Raw genomic sequence first — 14347 nt, 5'->3', positions numbered from 1 at the left:
CACACAGGCATTAATCATCACTGTTGAGTGCCTCGAATTGAGTGGTGAGGTAATCGGCGGTGGAGTTCAGGGTGGAGATCAAGGTATCGAGTTCGGTGAACTCTTCACGCCAGCGCTCCATCTCGGAGTCGATCAGCGCCTGCTTTTCGTCGTAGCGATCCTCCAGCTGCTCAAGCTTTGACTCCAAGCTGTCGGTCTTGGCGACGATCAGGCCGCTATCCTCGTCAAGGTAGTTGTCAAGATCCTCGGTCATTCGCGAGATGAAACCGGAGCTGCCATCACTGCCGATGAAGAATTCAGAGACCGCGTCGATGTTGTCCTCAAGCGCGCTTTCCAGGGTGTCCTCATCGATCGACAAGGTGCCATCGGATTCCAGCGCGATGCCTAGCTGAGATAGATAGGTGAAGGTTCCGCTACCGATGGAGCTGTAGATATCGCTGGCCAATTCAGTACTGATGCGCCGGGTCGTGGAGTCGCCCAGCAGCTCTCCGGTGGTTTCCGAATCGGCATCGTAGGCAGTCAGCTCATCGACCGTGCCTACGAAGTCGTTGTAGGCATCGACGAAGTCAGTAATCGCCTGGAGGATCTTGTCGGTGTCGCGTTCGATGGTCAGGGTCTGCGAACTGCCGATGGCACTCAGGTTCAGGGTAACGCCCTGCAAGGCCTCTTCGACGGTGTTGCTCTGGCTGGTGATCGAGATGCCGTTGATGGTGAGCTCGGCATTTTGCGCAGCGACCGTTTCGGTCATGTTGCCCGAACCGTCGGCATAGCCGAATAGCGACGATGCCAGGTCGTTGCTGTCATCGCTGCTGTAGCTGACGGTCATCTGCGCACCGGTGCCAGTGCTACTGGATGTCAGCACCAGGCGATACGGGCTGTCGCTCCCATCGCTGACGATGGTCGCGGTAACGCCTGCATCCGCCGCGTTGATCGCGTCCCGCAACCCGGCCAGGGTGTTGTTGCTGCTGTCCACGGTGATGGAGATCGCTTCGTCGCTGCCGACCTGAAGGGTAAGCGTACCGGTACCCAAGGTGTTGCTGGTATCGCTGATGCCGCCGGTCGCGAGGCTCTGCGCCTGGGCCAGCTGGGTCACTTCGATACTGTAGGTGCCCGCCACCGCTTCGCCACTGGTCTGCACCGAAACACCACTGCCCGAGATGCTCGTACTCAAGGACTCGTACAGACTGGCATCGGACAACGCCTCTGCGGCCGTTTGCAATGCATCGAGCGCACTGGTCAAGGTGCCGTAGGCCGAAATTTCAGCCTCGACAGACTCCTCCTGGGCGGTGATCGGGTCCAGCAAGCTGGCGGTCTTCGATTCTTCCAGGCTTTCCAGAATGCTTTCCAGATCGAGCCCGGAGCCCACGCCCAGGGAAGTGATGGTGGCCGTAGAACTGGTGGTGGTAGTCATGTGAGTGTCCGTCCTGATGTGCGCAGCGCAGTTTCTCGAGCCGCTTACCGCCCATGCGGTTCAGTGGGTGTCTTAGGGCGCAACATCGGCAATCGACTGAGTCGTCTTTAAGGCACTTGCTTACAAATCTGTGAGCGGTGTCTCAAACCTGCATACCCATCACATCTTTATAAGCAGTTAGCAGACGGTTGCGGACCTGCACGCCCATCTGGAACGCAACACTGGCCTTCTGCGAATCGGCCATCACATCACTGAGCGACACCTCGCTGCTGCCCGCTTGGAAGGCATTGGCCCGGGTGCTGGAGGTTTGTTGCAACTGGTTGATGCGCTCCAGCGAAACCTGCAGTTCACCTGCGAAGCTCGTGGCCGCCGGGTTGCCTCGGACTGAAGTGCAGCCCTGTGCCTGTTCGGCAAGACTGCTCAACTGTTGCAAAGCGTCGACAAGGGCTTGGCTGGTCATGGCGCGGGGGCTCGTAGTTGGCGGATGCGCGGCAGATTAACAAGTCGGTGCAAATGCGAATTCGCCCAATTGGCAGCAAAACATCTGGCTTTTCTGCCCTTTGCCCGCCTCCGGCTTCGCCAGAATGACGCTGAGCCAATCCCGACTGGACCACCGCCCCAACCGGCCGGCGGACCGCGGGTCGATTACCATTGCCAGCGGACTCTGTGATGCCCTTCTTCCCGGCCACAACCTCAGCTTCGAGGTGCTCGTGACTACTGCTGCCCAGGCCAAGGGCACAAAAAAGAATCTGCCGATTGCCAGCCCGCCTCGCGCCCTGGACGCGCTTTCAGGGTTCCTGCGTGGCCGGCCGATGCTGCCATTGCTACTGGCCGGCGCCGCGGCGGTAGCCGTATTGGTGGCGCTGCTACTATGGGCGCGCGAGCCGGAGTACCGCGTACTGTTCTCCAACCTGAGCGAAGCCGATGGTGGCCAGGTCATTGGTGAACTGGACAAACGCGGCGTACCTTATCGGTTGGGAGAAGGCGGTCACACCATCATGGTACCCGCCGAACGGATGAATGCCTTACGCCTGCAATTGGCCGAACAAGGACTGCCCAAGGGCGGCAGCATCGGCTTCGAGTTGCTGGACAAGCAGGCCTTCGGTATCAGCCAGTTTGCCGAGCACCTCAACTACCAGCGCGGCCTGGAGGGCGAACTGGCGCGCACCATCGAAACCCTGGGTCCGGTAGCCCACGCACGGGTGCATCTGGTGATGGCGAAAGACTCGGTGTTCGCCCGTGATCGCGAGGCCGCCCGGGCCTCGGTCACCCTCGCTCTGCAGCCTGGCCGAGAGCTTGGCCAGAGCCAGGTCAGCGCGATCATTCACCTGGTCACCTCCAGCGTGCCTGCGCTGGCGGTGGACGGCGTCACCGTGGTCGACCAGAACGGCCGGCTGCTCTCGAGCAGCCATGCCAGCGACGGGCTCGACGACGCCAAGCTCGATTACATCAGTGAGATCGAGCGCACCTACCAACGGCGCATCGAGGACATTCTGTCGCCACTGCTGGGCAGCAACAATGTTCATGCCCGGGTGGTAGCTCAAGTGGATTTCTCGGTACGCGAAAGCACCGCCGAGCGCTATGCCCCCAACCAGGATGCCAACTCGGCTGCGGTGCGTAGCCAGCAGACCTCCGAGCGCCTGAGCCAAGCCGGTGATAACGCACGCGGAGTACCCGGTGCACTGACCAACTCACCTCCGAACACTCCAGCACCGACCCGTGCCAATGCACCTACACCCGCACCGGGCAGTGCAAATGCCAATACCGGTACTCCCAACTCAGCCAACGAGCCCGGCAAGGCGTTGCAGAGCGAGCGTATGGTCAACTACGAGGTGGATCGCGATGTCGAGCATGTCAAAACCAGCTTGGGCAATATTCAGCGTCTGGCTGCCGCGGTGGTGGTGAACTACCGGACCGTAATGAAGGATGGCGCTCCATCCAGCGAGCCGCTGAGCAAGGACGAGCTGACGGGCATCAACGACCTAGTGCGTCAAGCCATGGGTTTCACCGAGAGCCGCGGCGACACCCTGCAAGTGATCAACAGCCCGTTCGTCGAAGAACAGGCAGCACTGGCCGAGCTGCCTTGGTGGCGAACGCCGGATGCCTACAACCTGGCAACGAGTGCTCTGCGCTATCTGCTGGTGGGCCTTGCCGCCTTCATGCTGTGGCGACGCGTACTCAAACCGATGCAACAACGCGCGACCGAGTCAGGGCGCCGCGAGCTGATGGCATTGGCGGACCAGGACCTTGAGCTGACACAAGACAACCTTGCCACCGGCGAAATGGTCGCCAACCCAGGCACTGCGGCACGACCGGCATTGCCTCGCAAGTCGGCACTGTACGAACAGAACATGGAAAGTCTGAAACGCTTGGCCACCGAGGACCCGCGACTGGTCGCGATGATCGTGCGTGGCTGGATGAAGAAAAATGACTAACAAGATCAGTGGGCCACGTCGCAGCGCCATCCTGTTGCTGTCGCTCGACGCCGACAGCGCTGCCGAAGTGTTCAAGTTCCTGCCCAGCCAGGATGTCGAAACCATCAGCCTGGAAATGGCGCGGCTTAGCCAGGTTTCCCATGAGGAAATGCGTCAGGTGCTAGCCGAGTTCATGGACGAGACCGAGCAGTACGCAGCGATCAACATTCAAAGCAGCGACCACATCCGCGCAGTGCTGACCAAAGCGCTGGGCAGCGAGCGCGCCGCCAGCCTGATCGACGACATCCTGGAAACCACCAATACCGTTTCTGGCATCGACAAGCTCAACCTGATGGAAGCGCCGATGGTGGCGGAGATGATTCGCGACGAACACCCGCAGATCGTCGCCACCATCCTCGTGCACCTGGAGCGCAACCAGGCTTCGGCGATTCTGCAACTTCTGCCCGAGCGCTTGCGCAACGACATCATCCTGCGCATCGCCACCTTCAGCGGCGTACAACCGGTGGCACTGCACGAACTCACCGAAGTGCTGGGTGTGATGCTCGATGGCCAGAGCCTCAAGCGCAGCAAGATGGGCGGCGTCAGGGCCGCAGCGGAAATCCTCAACCTCATGGCGTCGGCCCAGGAGTCCTCGGCCATCGACAACCTACGCAACCACAGCGCAGACCTGGCCCAGAAAATTCTCGACGAGATGTTCCTGTTCGAGAACCTGGCCGATGTAGACGACCGGAGTATCCAAACCCTCCTGCAGAACATCGACAGCAACTCCCTGGCGATCGCGCTCAAGGGGGCGTCGGCTCCGCTGCTCGACCGTTTCATGCGCAATATGTCGCAGCGAGCCTCGACGCTGTTCCGCGAGGATATGGAGGCCCGCGGTCCGATTCGCATGTCGCAGATCGAAGCCGAACAGAAGTCGATCCTGCAGGTAGTTCGACGCCTGTCCGAAACCGGCGACATGGTTACAACGCGAGGCGACGATGCCTATGTCTGACCAGTTGTCGCATGGGAGCTGGCAAGCCTGGCAGATGGACCCGCTGGGCACCCAGGAGCCCATTTGCGCCGATCCGGATACCGCACACCGCGAACAACAGCGCAAGCACGCGCTAGCCCAGCGTCTGGCCTTGCAGCGTCTACGCGATCAGGCGCAGTCCGAGGCCGAGCGGCTAGGCCATGCCCAAGGCAAGCAATTGGGCTATGCCCAAGGGCTGGCCGAAGGGCGCGAAGCGGCGGCTGAAGAACTGCGCCAGCAGGTCAGCCAAACCCTCGAACCGTTGCGGGCCCTGTGCCTGAGTTTCGATGAAGCGTTGCGCGAGGTCGATAGTCTGGTGGCGCGGCAGGTGGGCCAGGTTGCCCTGGAACTGGCCAGCCGCCTGGCCGGTATGGCCTTGGCGATCCAGCCTGAACAGGTGGAACAACTGGCTCGGCGCATGCTCGCCTGCGAACCGGCACTTACCGGCAGGCCGAGCCTCAACCTGAATCCTGATGACCTGCCGTGGGTACAGGGCAGTCTGGGCGATGAGCTGGCGGCGGCAGGCTGGACCCTGCATGCCGACCCGTCGGTCGCGCCGGGAGGTTGCCGTGCACTGAGCGCAACCGCTGAGCTGGATGCCACGCGTCTGACGCGTCAGACCCTGTTCGAGCGTAACGGCCAGTGGCTGCTCGATGAAATGGTCCCGTCCCAATGACCACGGCCAACCCGCACCTGCAACGCTGGAGCCGCGGGCTCGACATCCTGGCAAGCGCCGCGCTGCAGGCCACCGACTACCAGCGTAGCGGCCGCATCACCCGCGCCACCGGCATCGTACTGGAGGCTGTTGGCCTCCGCCTGCCGTTGGGCGCCGGATGCCGTATCGAGCTGCTGCCCGCCAGTGATACACAACCGGGAATCTTCGCTGAAGCGCAAGTAATCGGCTTCTCTGGCGACGTGTTGTACCTGATGCCATTGGAAGAAATCCACGGCTTGCAATCGGGTGCCAGAGTATTTGCCCTGGCCGATGAGCCGGGTGCCAGCGATGGTATTCGCCCCGTTCCGCTGGGCATTTCGCTGCTCGGGCGGGTGCTGGACAGCAGTGGCAACCCTTTCGACGGAAAAGGGCCGCTGCTGGCTACGCACCGCGCCAGCCTGCATGGCCAGCCGATCAATCCGCTGCAACGGGCGCCCATCGACCGGCAGATCGACGTAGGCATCCGAGCCATCAACGCCCTGCTCAGCGTAGGACGCGGGCAGCGGCTGGGCCTGTTCGCCGGCTCCGGCGTGGGCAAGTCAGTGTTGCTGGGGATGATGGCACGCTACACCCGTGCCGATGTAGTGGTGGTTGGTCTGATCGGCGAACGTGGCCGCGAGGTGCAGGACTTCATCGACAACATTCTCGGCGAGGAAGGCCTGCGTCGCTCGGTGGTGGTGGCCGCGCCGGCCGATGCCTCACCGCTCCAACGGTTGCAGGGTGCGCTTTACGCCACGCGCTTGGCGGAAGATTTTCGCGACCAAGGCAAGGATGTGCTGCTGATCATGGACTCGCTGACCCGCTACGCCATGGCCCAGCGCGAGATCGCCCTGGCCCTGGGCGAGCCGCCAGCGACCAAAGGCTACCCGCCGTCGGTGTTCGCCAAGCTACCGAAACTGGTCGAGCGCGCGGGCAACGGCCCGCGGGGTGGTGGCTCAATCACCGGCTTCTATACCGTGCTCAGCGAAGGCGACGATCAGCAGGACCCGATCGCCGATTCAGCACGTGCCATTCTCGATGGCCACTTCGTGCTGTCACGCCAGCTGGCCGAAAGCGGGCACTACCCCGCCATTGATATCGAGGCCTCGATCAGCCGGGCGATGACCGCGATCGTCAGCGAGTCGCAACAGCGCAAGACCCAGAGGCTCAAGCAGGCGCTGTCACGCTATCAGCGCAACCGCGACCTGATCGGCGTAGGTGCCTACGTGCCAGGGCACGATGCCCAGCTCGACCGCGCCGTGAACCTGTACCCGCATATCGAACGTTTCCTTCAACAGCGCATAAACGAACGCTCGTCGATGGAAGACAGCCTGGCCGGGCTCAATCTGCTGTTCCCAGGCAAATGACCACTGAGCAGGCAGGTACTCCATGGCCCAAGAATCGCTCCAGCTGCTGATCGAACTGACCGCCCGCGCCCGGGAAGAGGCCGCCAATGCACTGTCACAAAGCCGACGCGCCGAGCAGCGGCTGGAAGCACAGCTGCGCACCCTCGACCAGTACCAGCGCGAGTACCGCCAGACCCTGCAGCAGCAGTTGGCTGGGGCCGGTATGAGTCCGGCCACGCTGGCCAACTACCGAGGCTTTCTCAAGTCGCTGGAAGGAGCGATGGAGCGCGCCGAAAGAAACTTGGCGCACCATCGGACACAAGTCGCCGAGCACCAGGAAACCTGGCGCAAGGCATGGCGCAAGGTCAACGCCATCGAGACGCTACTGGCCCGGCGCGAGGAGCAGGAACGGTTGCGCGTCGGGCGCGCCGAACAACGACAAACCGACGAACAGGCGAGCCGTGCACGGCGCGCGCCCATGGGCAGCGAATTCTGAGAACAGCCATGAACATCATCACCAACCTCGCAGCCCAGCCCCTGGTCGCAACCCAGGATGTGACCGACAACAGCAGTGCGGACAATCAGACGAGCGCCTTCTCGACCGTGCTGCAACAGGCCCAAACCGCAAGCGCTGATACACCCGCCACCAGCGTTGCCAACGCGGCGGCGCCCGCACGTCCTAAGCCCATTGCGCCGTCGCCGACCGATCGCCACTCCGAGCCAGTCAGCCAAGTACCCCAGACCTTGGTGCAAGCCGAAGCAGACGAACAACAGCAAGACCTGCTCCCGGCTGCCACCGTCCAGCCACCGGCTCCGGCGGCCGATCTACCTTTCGCCGAACTGGACACCAGCGCAGAAGAATCGGTGACCACAGACAAATTTGTCCCGATGCTGGAGAACGCTGACTCGGCTGAGGGCAGCACTGATGCAAATGACGGCACAGAACCGTCACAGGATTCGCTGGAAGCGATTCGCCAACGCCTGGACCTGATCGACAATGCCGGCGTCATCGCCATCGCTGTACCTGTGACCGGGGCTCAAGCGCCTGCGGCAAGCCCCGACCCGACCCTCGCCGCCGAACCCACCTACGAGAGCAAGGCCACGGCAGGCGTGGAGTGGAAGGCGCCCGCGGAAGAGCCTTTTGCGGTGGAACCAGACTTGGTCATCGATATACCCGCAGAGGTCGTGTCGGTAGCCACACACGCCTCATTGGAAACGACCAACGGCAATACCGTCGACAGCCTGCCAACTGACAGCCTGGACGCTACTCCAACCCTGCCCACGGCCATCTCAGGTCTGAGCTCGCTCCCAACCACCAGCAGCAGCGCAGTCAGCGATGCGGCCTCCACCGCTGCCACTCCAACCCTTGGGAGCACGACTTGGCAGAATGACCTGGGCCAGCAAGTGATCGCCCTGATTCGTCGCGGCGAACAGCAAATGGACATGCAGTTGAACCCGGCCGACCTTGGCCCGCTGTCGATCAGTTTGAATGTCAGCGACGGTGGCATTCAAGCGCAGTTCCAGTCGGCTCACGCCTCGGTGCGCTCGGCGGTAGAGCAAGCGCTGCCACAATTGCAGGTGGCGCTTGCCGCGCAGGGGCTGACACTGGGTGAAGCGTCGATCAATGACGGTGCCTCCCGCCAGGCCATGGGCGAACAGTCGCGACAGGAGTCGTCCGGTGCCGATGACAGGTCGCGCCCGGAATCGTCCGCGGAACCTGCTGCCGTGCCCAAGGCACAGCCGATTGTCAGCTTGGGCGCCGGGGTCGACCTGTACCTGTAACCGGCCAGGCAAAGCCGCAAGTTAAAGCCCTAAACCCCCGCTAATCCGCCCATCGAACGGCCCGTCCGCTGGGCATACTTGCGCCCTTTCGAACTGTTTCCCCAATCCCAAGGCCGCTATCCATGCCCACTACCACCAAGAAGATCTGGCTCTGGTTCATACCGCTGGCCTTGGTCACCGCGGCGGCCAGTTCCGCGGGTGTGTACGTTTACATCGTGCGTGAACGGGCCCAGGCGCATGTGAGCAAAACGATCCCAACGGCACCACTGTTGGTCAGTATTGCGCCCATGACAGTAAACCTGCACAGCGAGCGAGACGACCAAAGCGTGCTCTACGTGGGATTCAACCTGGAAGCCGGCAACGAAAGAACGCGCAAGCTGCTGGAATTGTATATGCCGAAGATCCGCAGCCAGTTGCTCACCGCGTTGAGCGGCCAAGACAGCGCTCAACTGGCAACGCCTGAAGGCAAGCAGGCACTGGCCGCCCAGATTCTCGAGTTGCTGCGCAAGAACCTGGCGACCGAGCAGCCGGATTTCGCGCTGCTTGGCGTTCTCTACACCGACTTCATCGTGCAATAAGCCATGTCCACCAACGACATGCTCTCGCAAGACGAGATCGACATGCTGCTGCGCGGCAACGACGATATCGATACCTCCGGGCTCACCGATGACACGGCAATGGAGTTCCCCGGTGAAGCGTACCTTGACGCGCACGAGCGGGTCCGCCCCTACGATCCTGCCACTCAGCACCGGGTGATCCACGAACGCCTGCATGCCCTGGATATCATCAATGGACGGTTCGCGCGCTACTTCCGCATGAGCCTGTTCAACCTGATCCGGCGCAACGTCGACATCACCTTCAAGAGCATTGGCTACCAGAGCTTCAGCGAGTTCTCCCTGCACTTGCCGATGCCCACCAACATCAACTTGCTGTCGATGAAGCCCCTGCGCGGTACCGCACTGGTGGTGTTCCCACCCAGCGTGGTGTTCATGGTGGTGGACAACCTGTTCGGCGGAGATGGCCGCTTCGTGACAAAGTCCGAAGGCCGCGAATTCACCCACACCGAGATGCGCATCATCCGCCGCGTGCTGGGGCTGACAGTGGACGCCTACCGTGATGCCTGGAAGTCGGTGTACCCACTCGAGATCGAATACCTGCGCTCGGAGATGCAGGCCAAGTTCGCCAACATCACCGGCTCGCCCAACGAAGTGGTGGTCAACGCCACCTTCCACCTCGAAGTCGGCAATCTGTCCAGCGACTTCAACATCGTCATCCCCTACCTGATGATCGAGCCGATGCGCCAACTGCTCAACGGGCCTCTGACTGACATCAACCCGGAGGAAGAGCGGCAGTGGAACCGGCGTATGGCGGACGAAATCACCCAGTCCCAGGTAGACCTGATCGCGGATTTCGTCGAGATCGAATCGCGCCTGGGCCAGGTCATGGCGCTGAAGAAGGGTGACGTGCTGCCCATTGACCTGCCGGACAGCGTCAAGGTTCGGGTCGACGGCGTGCCAGTGATGACCTGCGAGTTCGGCAGCTACAACGGTGCACGTGCACTGCTGGTGAAGGAGTTGATCGACCACTCCATCGGCAAGCCCTCTTCCTCCAGCCGATTCGTCAAGGGCCACCTGCCCATAGCCAAGGAACCCGACCATGAGTGACCCTAACCTTCCCGAACCACGTGAAGACGATGAGTGGGCCGACGCCCTGGCCGAACAGGGTGCGGCTGACCCTGCTGAAGACCCTTGGGGCGCAGCCCTGGCCGAACAGAACGGAGCCGTTCCGACCGCGGTAGAGAGTGGCGCCAGCAGCGGAGTGTTCAAGCCTTTCGCCACTGTTCAGCCGCAGGCTTCGCCGCGCGAACTGGAAATGATCATGGACATTCCGGTGAAGCTCAGCGTAGAGCTGGGACGCACCCGGATCACCATCAAGCAGCTGCTGGAGCTGGCACAAGGCTCGGTACTGGCACTCGATGGCCTGGCGGGCGAGCCCATGGACATCCTGATCAACAGCTACCTCATCGCCCAGGGTGAAGTGGTGGTGGTGGATGACCGCTACGGCATTCGCATCACCGAAATCATCACGCCTTCAGAGCGTGTGCAGAAGCTCAATCGATGACCGCCTCCTCTCCCCTTCTCCCACCCGCCAGCCTCGGTGTTGCGGCGGACGACCTGACTGGGCTGGCCCTGCTAGGCAAGACCGCACTGGCCCTCGGGCTGGTGGCGGCAAGCATCCTGCTGTGTGGTTGGCTGGTGTCACGTTTCGGTGCCCGCCCCTCGTCCGCGAGCAGCGTCGTTCGCGTTATTGGCAGCACCCGGCTGGGCCAGCGGGAGAAGGTGGTCGTGATCGACGTAAGCGGCCGTCGGCTGGTACTGGGGGTCACGGCCCAGCAGGTTGCCTGCCTGTCGGAAATGGAAGCACCCGCCGCCGACGTCGAAGAGACGCAACCTGTGCGTGGCTTTGCCCTGCGTCTGGCGGACGCGCTGAAGCGCGGCGGCATACGCGCACCGGAGAACCCCACATGAATGCCCGCCGCCTGATGTTGCTCGTGCTGCTGATGCCGGCATTGTTTCCGGTAGCCGAAGCGGCGCCCGCACTCCAAGGGCTGTCAGGTTTCACCGGCCAGGCCGGTGGCGAGAAATGGTCGCTGAGCCTGCAGACCTTGATGCTGCTGAGCGCAATGGCTTTCTTGCCGGCGGCGCTGCTGATGATGACCGGTTTCACTCGCATCATCATCGTGCTGAGCTTGCTGCGCACGGCAATTGGCACGACTACCGCACCGCCCAATCAGGTGCTGCTGGGACTGGCTCTGTTCCTGACCTTCTTCGTCATGTCGCCAACCCTGGAGCAGGCCTACCAAAAGGCCTGGGTGCCGTTTTCACAGGATGAAATGAACGTCGAGCAGTTTCTCGACCAAGGCAGCAAGCCGTTTCGTACCTTCATGCTGGCGCAGACACGCCAGCCCGACCTTGCGCTTTATGCACGTCTGGCGCAGGTCAAGGACCTGCAGGGGCCGGAAGATGTGCCTATGCGCGTGCTACTTCCAGCATTCGTCACCAGCGAACTGAAGACTGCGTTTCAAGCAGGCTTCACCATATTCATCCCGTTCCTGATCATCGACTTGCTGGTCGCCAGTGTACTGATGGCCCTGGGCATGATGATGGTGCCGCCGTCGACGATCTCCCTGCCCTTCAAGCTGATGCTGTTCGTGCTGGTGGATGGCTGGCAGTTGCTGCTTGGTTCTCTGGCGCAGAGTTTCTACCCCACATGACGCACAGAGGAGCACGCCGATGACCCCGGAAATGGTAATGGACTTGGCCTACAAAGGCATGCGCATGACCATGACACTGGCCTCGCCGCTGCTGTTGGTAACCCTTTGTGTCGGCTTGCTGGTCAGCCTGTTCCAGGCTGCGACGCAGATCAACGAATCGACGCTTTCATTCATACCCAAGATTGTCGGAGTTTGCCTGGTGTTGATCCTGGCAGGCCCACTGCTCATGGAGATGCTGGTGGACTACACGCGGTCGTTGTTCAGTAGCCTGCCAACGCTGCTTGGATGAGCACCCTTGATCGAGGTCGGCTGGACGCAATTACAGCTCTGGGTCAGCGCCTTCTTCTGGCCGTTCTGCCGGTTGCTGGCCTTTTTCATGAGTGATCCGATTCTTGGGCACAAGAGTATCTCCAGCCAGGTGAAGGTCGGTCTGGCCTTGTTGCTGGCGTTGTTGCTGGTGCCCAACCTCCCGCCCATGCCAGATATCGTCTTGTTCTCGTGGGCGGGCCTCGGTGTGGTGGTGGAGCAGGTGTTGATCGGTATGTCACTGGGCATGGTCATGCGCATCACCCTGGCAGTGGTGGAGATGGCTGGGGACATCTGTGGCATGCAGATGGGTTTGGCCTTCGCCTCGTTCTTTTCCGCCGATACCAGCACCAACAGCCAGGTGCTGTCGCGCTTTCTGAGCTTGGTGACGATCCTCATGTTTCTTGCCCTGGACGGTCACCTGATGGTGCTGGAGCTTCTGGCCTCAACCTTCGTGCGCCTACCGATCGGTCAGTTCAGCTTCGATGCCCAGGCATGGTATGCCCTGGCGCGACACGGCAGCAGCATTTTCCTCACTGGCCTATTGCTGGCGTTGCCGATGGTGGGGGCCTTGCTGATCATCAACCTGGCGATGGGCATTCTCAACCGGGTCGCACCGCAGCTGACGGTATTTTCGGTGGGTTTCCCGGCCACTCTGTTTGTCGGCATGTTGCTTCTAACAGTACTGGTGGGCGACCTGGGGCAGTTTCTTGCTGGGCTTTTGTACCAGGAACTGCACTTCATGCAGAGGCTTATCGAGATGGTTTCGGCTTGAGACCGGCTGGGGGCGCTAAGCGCCCCATCGCAGGCTGGCACCAGCTCCAGAGGGTTGCTTTGGAAAGATGAAGTTCCTTGCGGGAACTGGCGCAGCCTCTCTTTAAATGTATTCGAACAAGGACAACTGCTGAACACTGGCAAAGGTTTGCTGCGCAGCCTGCATCGACACCTGCAAGGTCACGTAGCGCGAAATGGACTCGGTGTAGTCAGCATCCACCAGGCCGGACAAACGCTCGGTGTAGCTGAGCGCCAGGTCGTCGCCGATGGTGTCCAGCACTTCAACCTGGCTGAGACGCGCGCCGACCGACGTGATCACGGTAAGCACATTGTCCTGAGCATTGCTCAGTTCTCGGCTGGCAGTGGACAAGGTGTTGCTCAGCGCTGCCTGATCTACGTTGTCCTCCACAGGCGTCTGCAAGGCCGAAATCAGATTCTGCAGGGTGGCGAACAGGTCGGGGTCGGCATCAGCAGCAGCACTGACCGTAAGGCTGTCGCCATCGGCGGGGGTGCCGCTTAGCGTCAGGCTGAGCCCGTTGATCTCCAGCGTTTCACCGTCGGTATAGGCAACCGGGTCCTGGCCATCGATGCTGTACTGGGTGGTGCCGTCAGTAGCAACGCTAAAGGTCAAGGTGAAACCGCTGCCGTAGCTCGTAGCGCTGGTGTCGGCAATATCCGGGCCGTCGAAAGTCAGGGTGCCGCTGTTGTCGCCAGCCTCGGCAACGAAGCCAGCAGTACTGCTGACCGAGAGAAAGATGCTGGCGCCGTTGTCGCCACTGGCCATGGTCTGGGTGGCGCTGACCTGTTGCGTCACCACATTGTCATCACCCTGATAGACCAGTTCGCCATCGGCATTCTCGGCAAACGCCAGCGTCTGGCTCTGGTAACCGGAGAACAGGTAGTTGCCGTTGCTGTCGGTGCTGTTGGCCAAGGTCACCAGGGTGTCGTAAACCCCCTGCAAAGATGTGGCCAGGGACTCGCGGTCGGCGTCGCTCAGCGTGCCGTTGCCCGCCTGAACCACCAGGCTCATGGCGCTGGTAATGGCATCGTTGATGCTGTCCAGGGTGCTTTCTTCCTGAGACAGCGCCGTGGTGATGCTGGCACGCGAATCGGCGTACTGCTCGTTCGCCGCGATCGCCTGGCGCACCGTCACAGCTTGCGCAGCTGCCAGCGAGTCATCGGACGGTTTGCTCACCCGTGTGCCGCTGGACACCTCCAGTGCCGCATCCTGATAGTCGCTTTGCTGGGCGAGCATGGAGTTGAGGTTCTGATTATAGATGGTCGCACTGCTCAGGCGCATGACAGACGCTCCTTGG

At 61.6% G+C, this 14347-nt stretch carries 16 protein-coding genes; 13 read left to right on the top strand and 3 right to left on the bottom strand.

The genetic code is table 11. From position 1 onward, the window contains the following. Positions 1 to 10: 10 nt before the first annotated feature. Both fliD and fliE read right to left on the bottom strand, forming a co-directional pair. Positions 11 to 1411: a flagellar filament capping protein FliD gene (gene fliD / locus C4Q26_RS14480; RefSeq protein ID WP_104883222.1), complete on the bottom strand. Its 1401-nt coding sequence runs from the start codon at positions 1409 to 1411 to the stop codon at positions 11 to 13. Between the two features lie 142 nt (positions 1412 to 1553). Continuing rightward, entirely contained in the window at positions 1554 to 1871 is a 318-nt protein-coding gene (fliE, locus tag C4Q26_RS14475) for a flagellar hook-basal body complex protein FliE (RefSeq protein ID WP_104883221.1), read from the bottom strand. Positions 1872 to 2121: 250 nt separating this feature from the next. Between fliE and fliF the strand changes: the two genes are divergently transcribed. From fliF to fliR, 13 genes are all read left to right on the top strand, one after another. Continuing rightward, positions 2122 to 3846 carry a flagellar basal-body MS-ring/collar protein FliF gene (fliF, locus tag C4Q26_RS14470; protein ID WP_177429832.1) on the top strand — a complete coding sequence of 575 codons (1725 nt, stop codon included), beginning with the start codon at positions 2122 to 2124 and terminating at the stop codon, positions 3844 to 3846. Beyond that, a complete protein-coding gene (gene fliG, locus C4Q26_RS14465) occupies positions 3839 to 4837 on the top strand; it encodes a flagellar motor switch protein FliG (protein WP_104883219.1) in 999 nt (332 codons plus the stop codon). Before fliF ends, fliG begins: the two co-directional genes overlap by 8 nt. After that, positions 4824 to 5531 carry a FliH/SctL family protein gene (locus C4Q26_RS14460; protein ID WP_256583266.1) on the top strand — a complete coding sequence of 236 codons (708 nt, stop codon included), beginning with the start codon at positions 4824 to 4826 and terminating at the stop codon, positions 5529 to 5531. The genes fliG and C4Q26_RS14460 overlap by 14 nt, the downstream gene beginning before the upstream one ends. Continuing rightward, positions 5528 to 6916, top strand: coding sequence for a flagellar protein export ATPase FliI (gene fliI, locus C4Q26_RS14455; RefSeq protein WP_104883218.1), 1389 nt, complete (start codon positions 5528 to 5530; stop codon positions 6914 to 6916). Before C4Q26_RS14460 ends, fliI begins: the two co-directional genes overlap by 4 nt. 22 nt (positions 6917 to 6938) lie before the next feature. Next, on the top strand, positions 6939 to 7391 hold the full coding sequence (gene fliJ / locus C4Q26_RS14450) for a flagellar export protein FliJ (protein WP_104883217.1): 453 nt from the start codon (positions 6939 to 6941) through the stop codon (positions 7389 to 7391). An 8-nt stretch (positions 7392 to 7399) separates the two neighbouring features. Next, positions 7400 to 8677: a flagellar hook-length control protein FliK gene (locus C4Q26_RS14445; protein WP_104883216.1), complete on the top strand. Its 1278-nt coding sequence runs from the start codon at positions 7400 to 7402 to the stop codon at positions 8675 to 8677. A gap of 122 nt (positions 8678 to 8799) precedes the next feature. Further along, positions 8800 to 9255, top strand: coding sequence for a flagellar basal body-associated FliL family protein (locus tag C4Q26_RS14440; protein WP_104883215.1), 456 nt, complete (start codon positions 8800 to 8802; stop codon positions 9253 to 9255). Positions 9256 to 9258: 3 nt separating this feature from the next. Continuing rightward, a complete protein-coding gene (fliM, locus tag C4Q26_RS14435) occupies positions 9259 to 10341 on the top strand; it encodes a flagellar motor switch protein FliM (protein ID WP_104883214.1) in 1083 nt (360 codons plus the stop codon). Then, positions 10334 to 10798, top strand: coding sequence for a flagellar motor switch protein FliN (gene fliN / locus C4Q26_RS14430; protein ID WP_104883213.1), 465 nt, complete (start codon positions 10334 to 10336; stop codon positions 10796 to 10798). Before fliM ends, fliN begins: the two co-directional genes overlap by 8 nt. Next, on the top strand, positions 10795 to 11205 hold the full coding sequence (gene fliO / locus C4Q26_RS14425; protein ID WP_104883212.1) for a flagellar biosynthetic protein FliO: 411 nt from the start codon (positions 10795 to 10797) through the stop codon (positions 11203 to 11205). Before fliN ends, fliO begins: the two co-directional genes overlap by 4 nt. Then, positions 11202 to 11951: a flagellar type III secretion system pore protein FliP gene (gene fliP / locus C4Q26_RS14420; protein ID WP_371919542.1), complete on the top strand. Its 750-nt coding sequence runs from the start codon at positions 11202 to 11204 to the stop codon at positions 11949 to 11951. Before fliO ends, fliP begins: the two co-directional genes overlap by 4 nt. A gap of 19 nt (positions 11952 to 11970) precedes the next feature. After that, positions 11971 to 12240 carry a flagellar biosynthesis protein FliQ gene (gene fliQ, locus C4Q26_RS14415; RefSeq protein ID WP_104883211.1) on the top strand — a complete coding sequence of 90 codons (270 nt, stop codon included), beginning with the start codon at positions 11971 to 11973 and terminating at the stop codon, positions 12238 to 12240. Positions 12241 to 12246: 6 nt separating this feature from the next. Continuing rightward, positions 12247 to 13032: a flagellar biosynthetic protein FliR gene (gene fliR / locus C4Q26_RS14410; RefSeq protein ID WP_104883210.1), complete on the top strand. Its 786-nt coding sequence runs from the start codon at positions 12247 to 12249 to the stop codon at positions 13030 to 13032. Positions 13033 to 13134: 102 nt separating this feature from the next. Here the strand turns inward: fliR and flgL are convergent, their stop codons facing one another. Next, positions 13135 to 14331 carry a flagellar hook-associated protein FlgL gene (gene flgL, locus C4Q26_RS14405; RefSeq protein ID WP_104883209.1) on the bottom strand — a complete coding sequence of 399 codons (1197 nt, stop codon included), beginning with the start codon at positions 14329 to 14331 and terminating at the stop codon, positions 13135 to 13137. Between the last annotated feature and the right edge of the window lie 16 nt (positions 14332 to 14347).

The organism is Pseudomonas sp. SWI44, from assembly GCF_002947915.1.
Classification (GTDB): domain Bacteria; phylum Pseudomonadota; class Gammaproteobacteria; order Pseudomonadales; family Pseudomonadaceae; genus Aquipseudomonas; species Aquipseudomonas taiwanensis.
This window is presented reverse-complemented; position numbering and strand designations above follow the sequence as displayed.

What these genes read in the sequence shown, in the direction of transcription:
- fliD (WP_104883222.1), bottom strand. Translation starts at nt 1,411, where the DNA reads ATGACTACCACCACCAGTTCTACGGCCACCATCACTTCCCTGGGCGTG.
- fliE (WP_104883221.1), bottom strand. Translation starts at nt 1,871, where the DNA reads ATGACCAGCCAAGCCCTTGTCGACGCTTTGCAACAGTTGAGCAGTCTT.
- fliG (WP_104883219.1), top strand. Translation starts at nt 3,839, where the DNA reads ATGACTAACAAGATCAGTGGGCCACGTCGCAGCGCCATCCTGTTGCTG.
- C4Q26_RS14460 (WP_256583266.1), top strand. Translation starts at nt 4,824, where the DNA reads ATGCCTATGTCTGACCAGTTGTCGCATGGGAGCTGGCAAGCCTGGCAG.
- fliI (WP_104883218.1), top strand. Translation starts at nt 5,528, where the DNA reads ATGACCACGGCCAACCCGCACCTGCAACGCTGGAGCCGCGGGCTCGAC.
- fliJ (WP_104883217.1), top strand. Translation starts at nt 6,939, where the DNA reads ATGGCCCAAGAATCGCTCCAGCTGCTGATCGAACTGACCGCCCGCGCC.
- C4Q26_RS14445 (WP_104883216.1), top strand. Translation starts at nt 7,400, where the DNA reads ATGAACATCATCACCAACCTCGCAGCCCAGCCCCTGGTCGCAACCCAG.
- C4Q26_RS14440 (WP_104883215.1), top strand. Translation starts at nt 8,800, where the DNA reads ATGCCCACTACCACCAAGAAGATCTGGCTCTGGTTCATACCGCTGGCC.
- fliM (WP_104883214.1), top strand. Translation starts at nt 9,259, where the DNA reads ATGTCCACCAACGACATGCTCTCGCAAGACGAGATCGACATGCTGCTG.
- fliN (WP_104883213.1), top strand. Translation starts at nt 10,334, where the DNA reads ATGAGTGACCCTAACCTTCCCGAACCACGTGAAGACGATGAGTGGGCC.
- fliO (WP_104883212.1), top strand. Translation starts at nt 10,795, where the DNA reads ATGACCGCCTCCTCTCCCCTTCTCCCACCCGCCAGCCTCGGTGTTGCG.
- fliP (WP_371919542.1), top strand. Translation starts at nt 11,202, where the DNA reads ATGAATGCCCGCCGCCTGATGTTGCTCGTGCTGCTGATGCCGGCATTG.
- fliQ (WP_104883211.1), top strand. Translation starts at nt 11,971, where the DNA reads ATGACCCCGGAAATGGTAATGGACTTGGCCTACAAAGGCATGCGCATG.
- flgL (WP_104883209.1), bottom strand. Translation starts at nt 14,331, where the DNA reads ATGCGCCTGAGCAGTGCGACCATCTATAATCAGAACCTCAACTCCATG.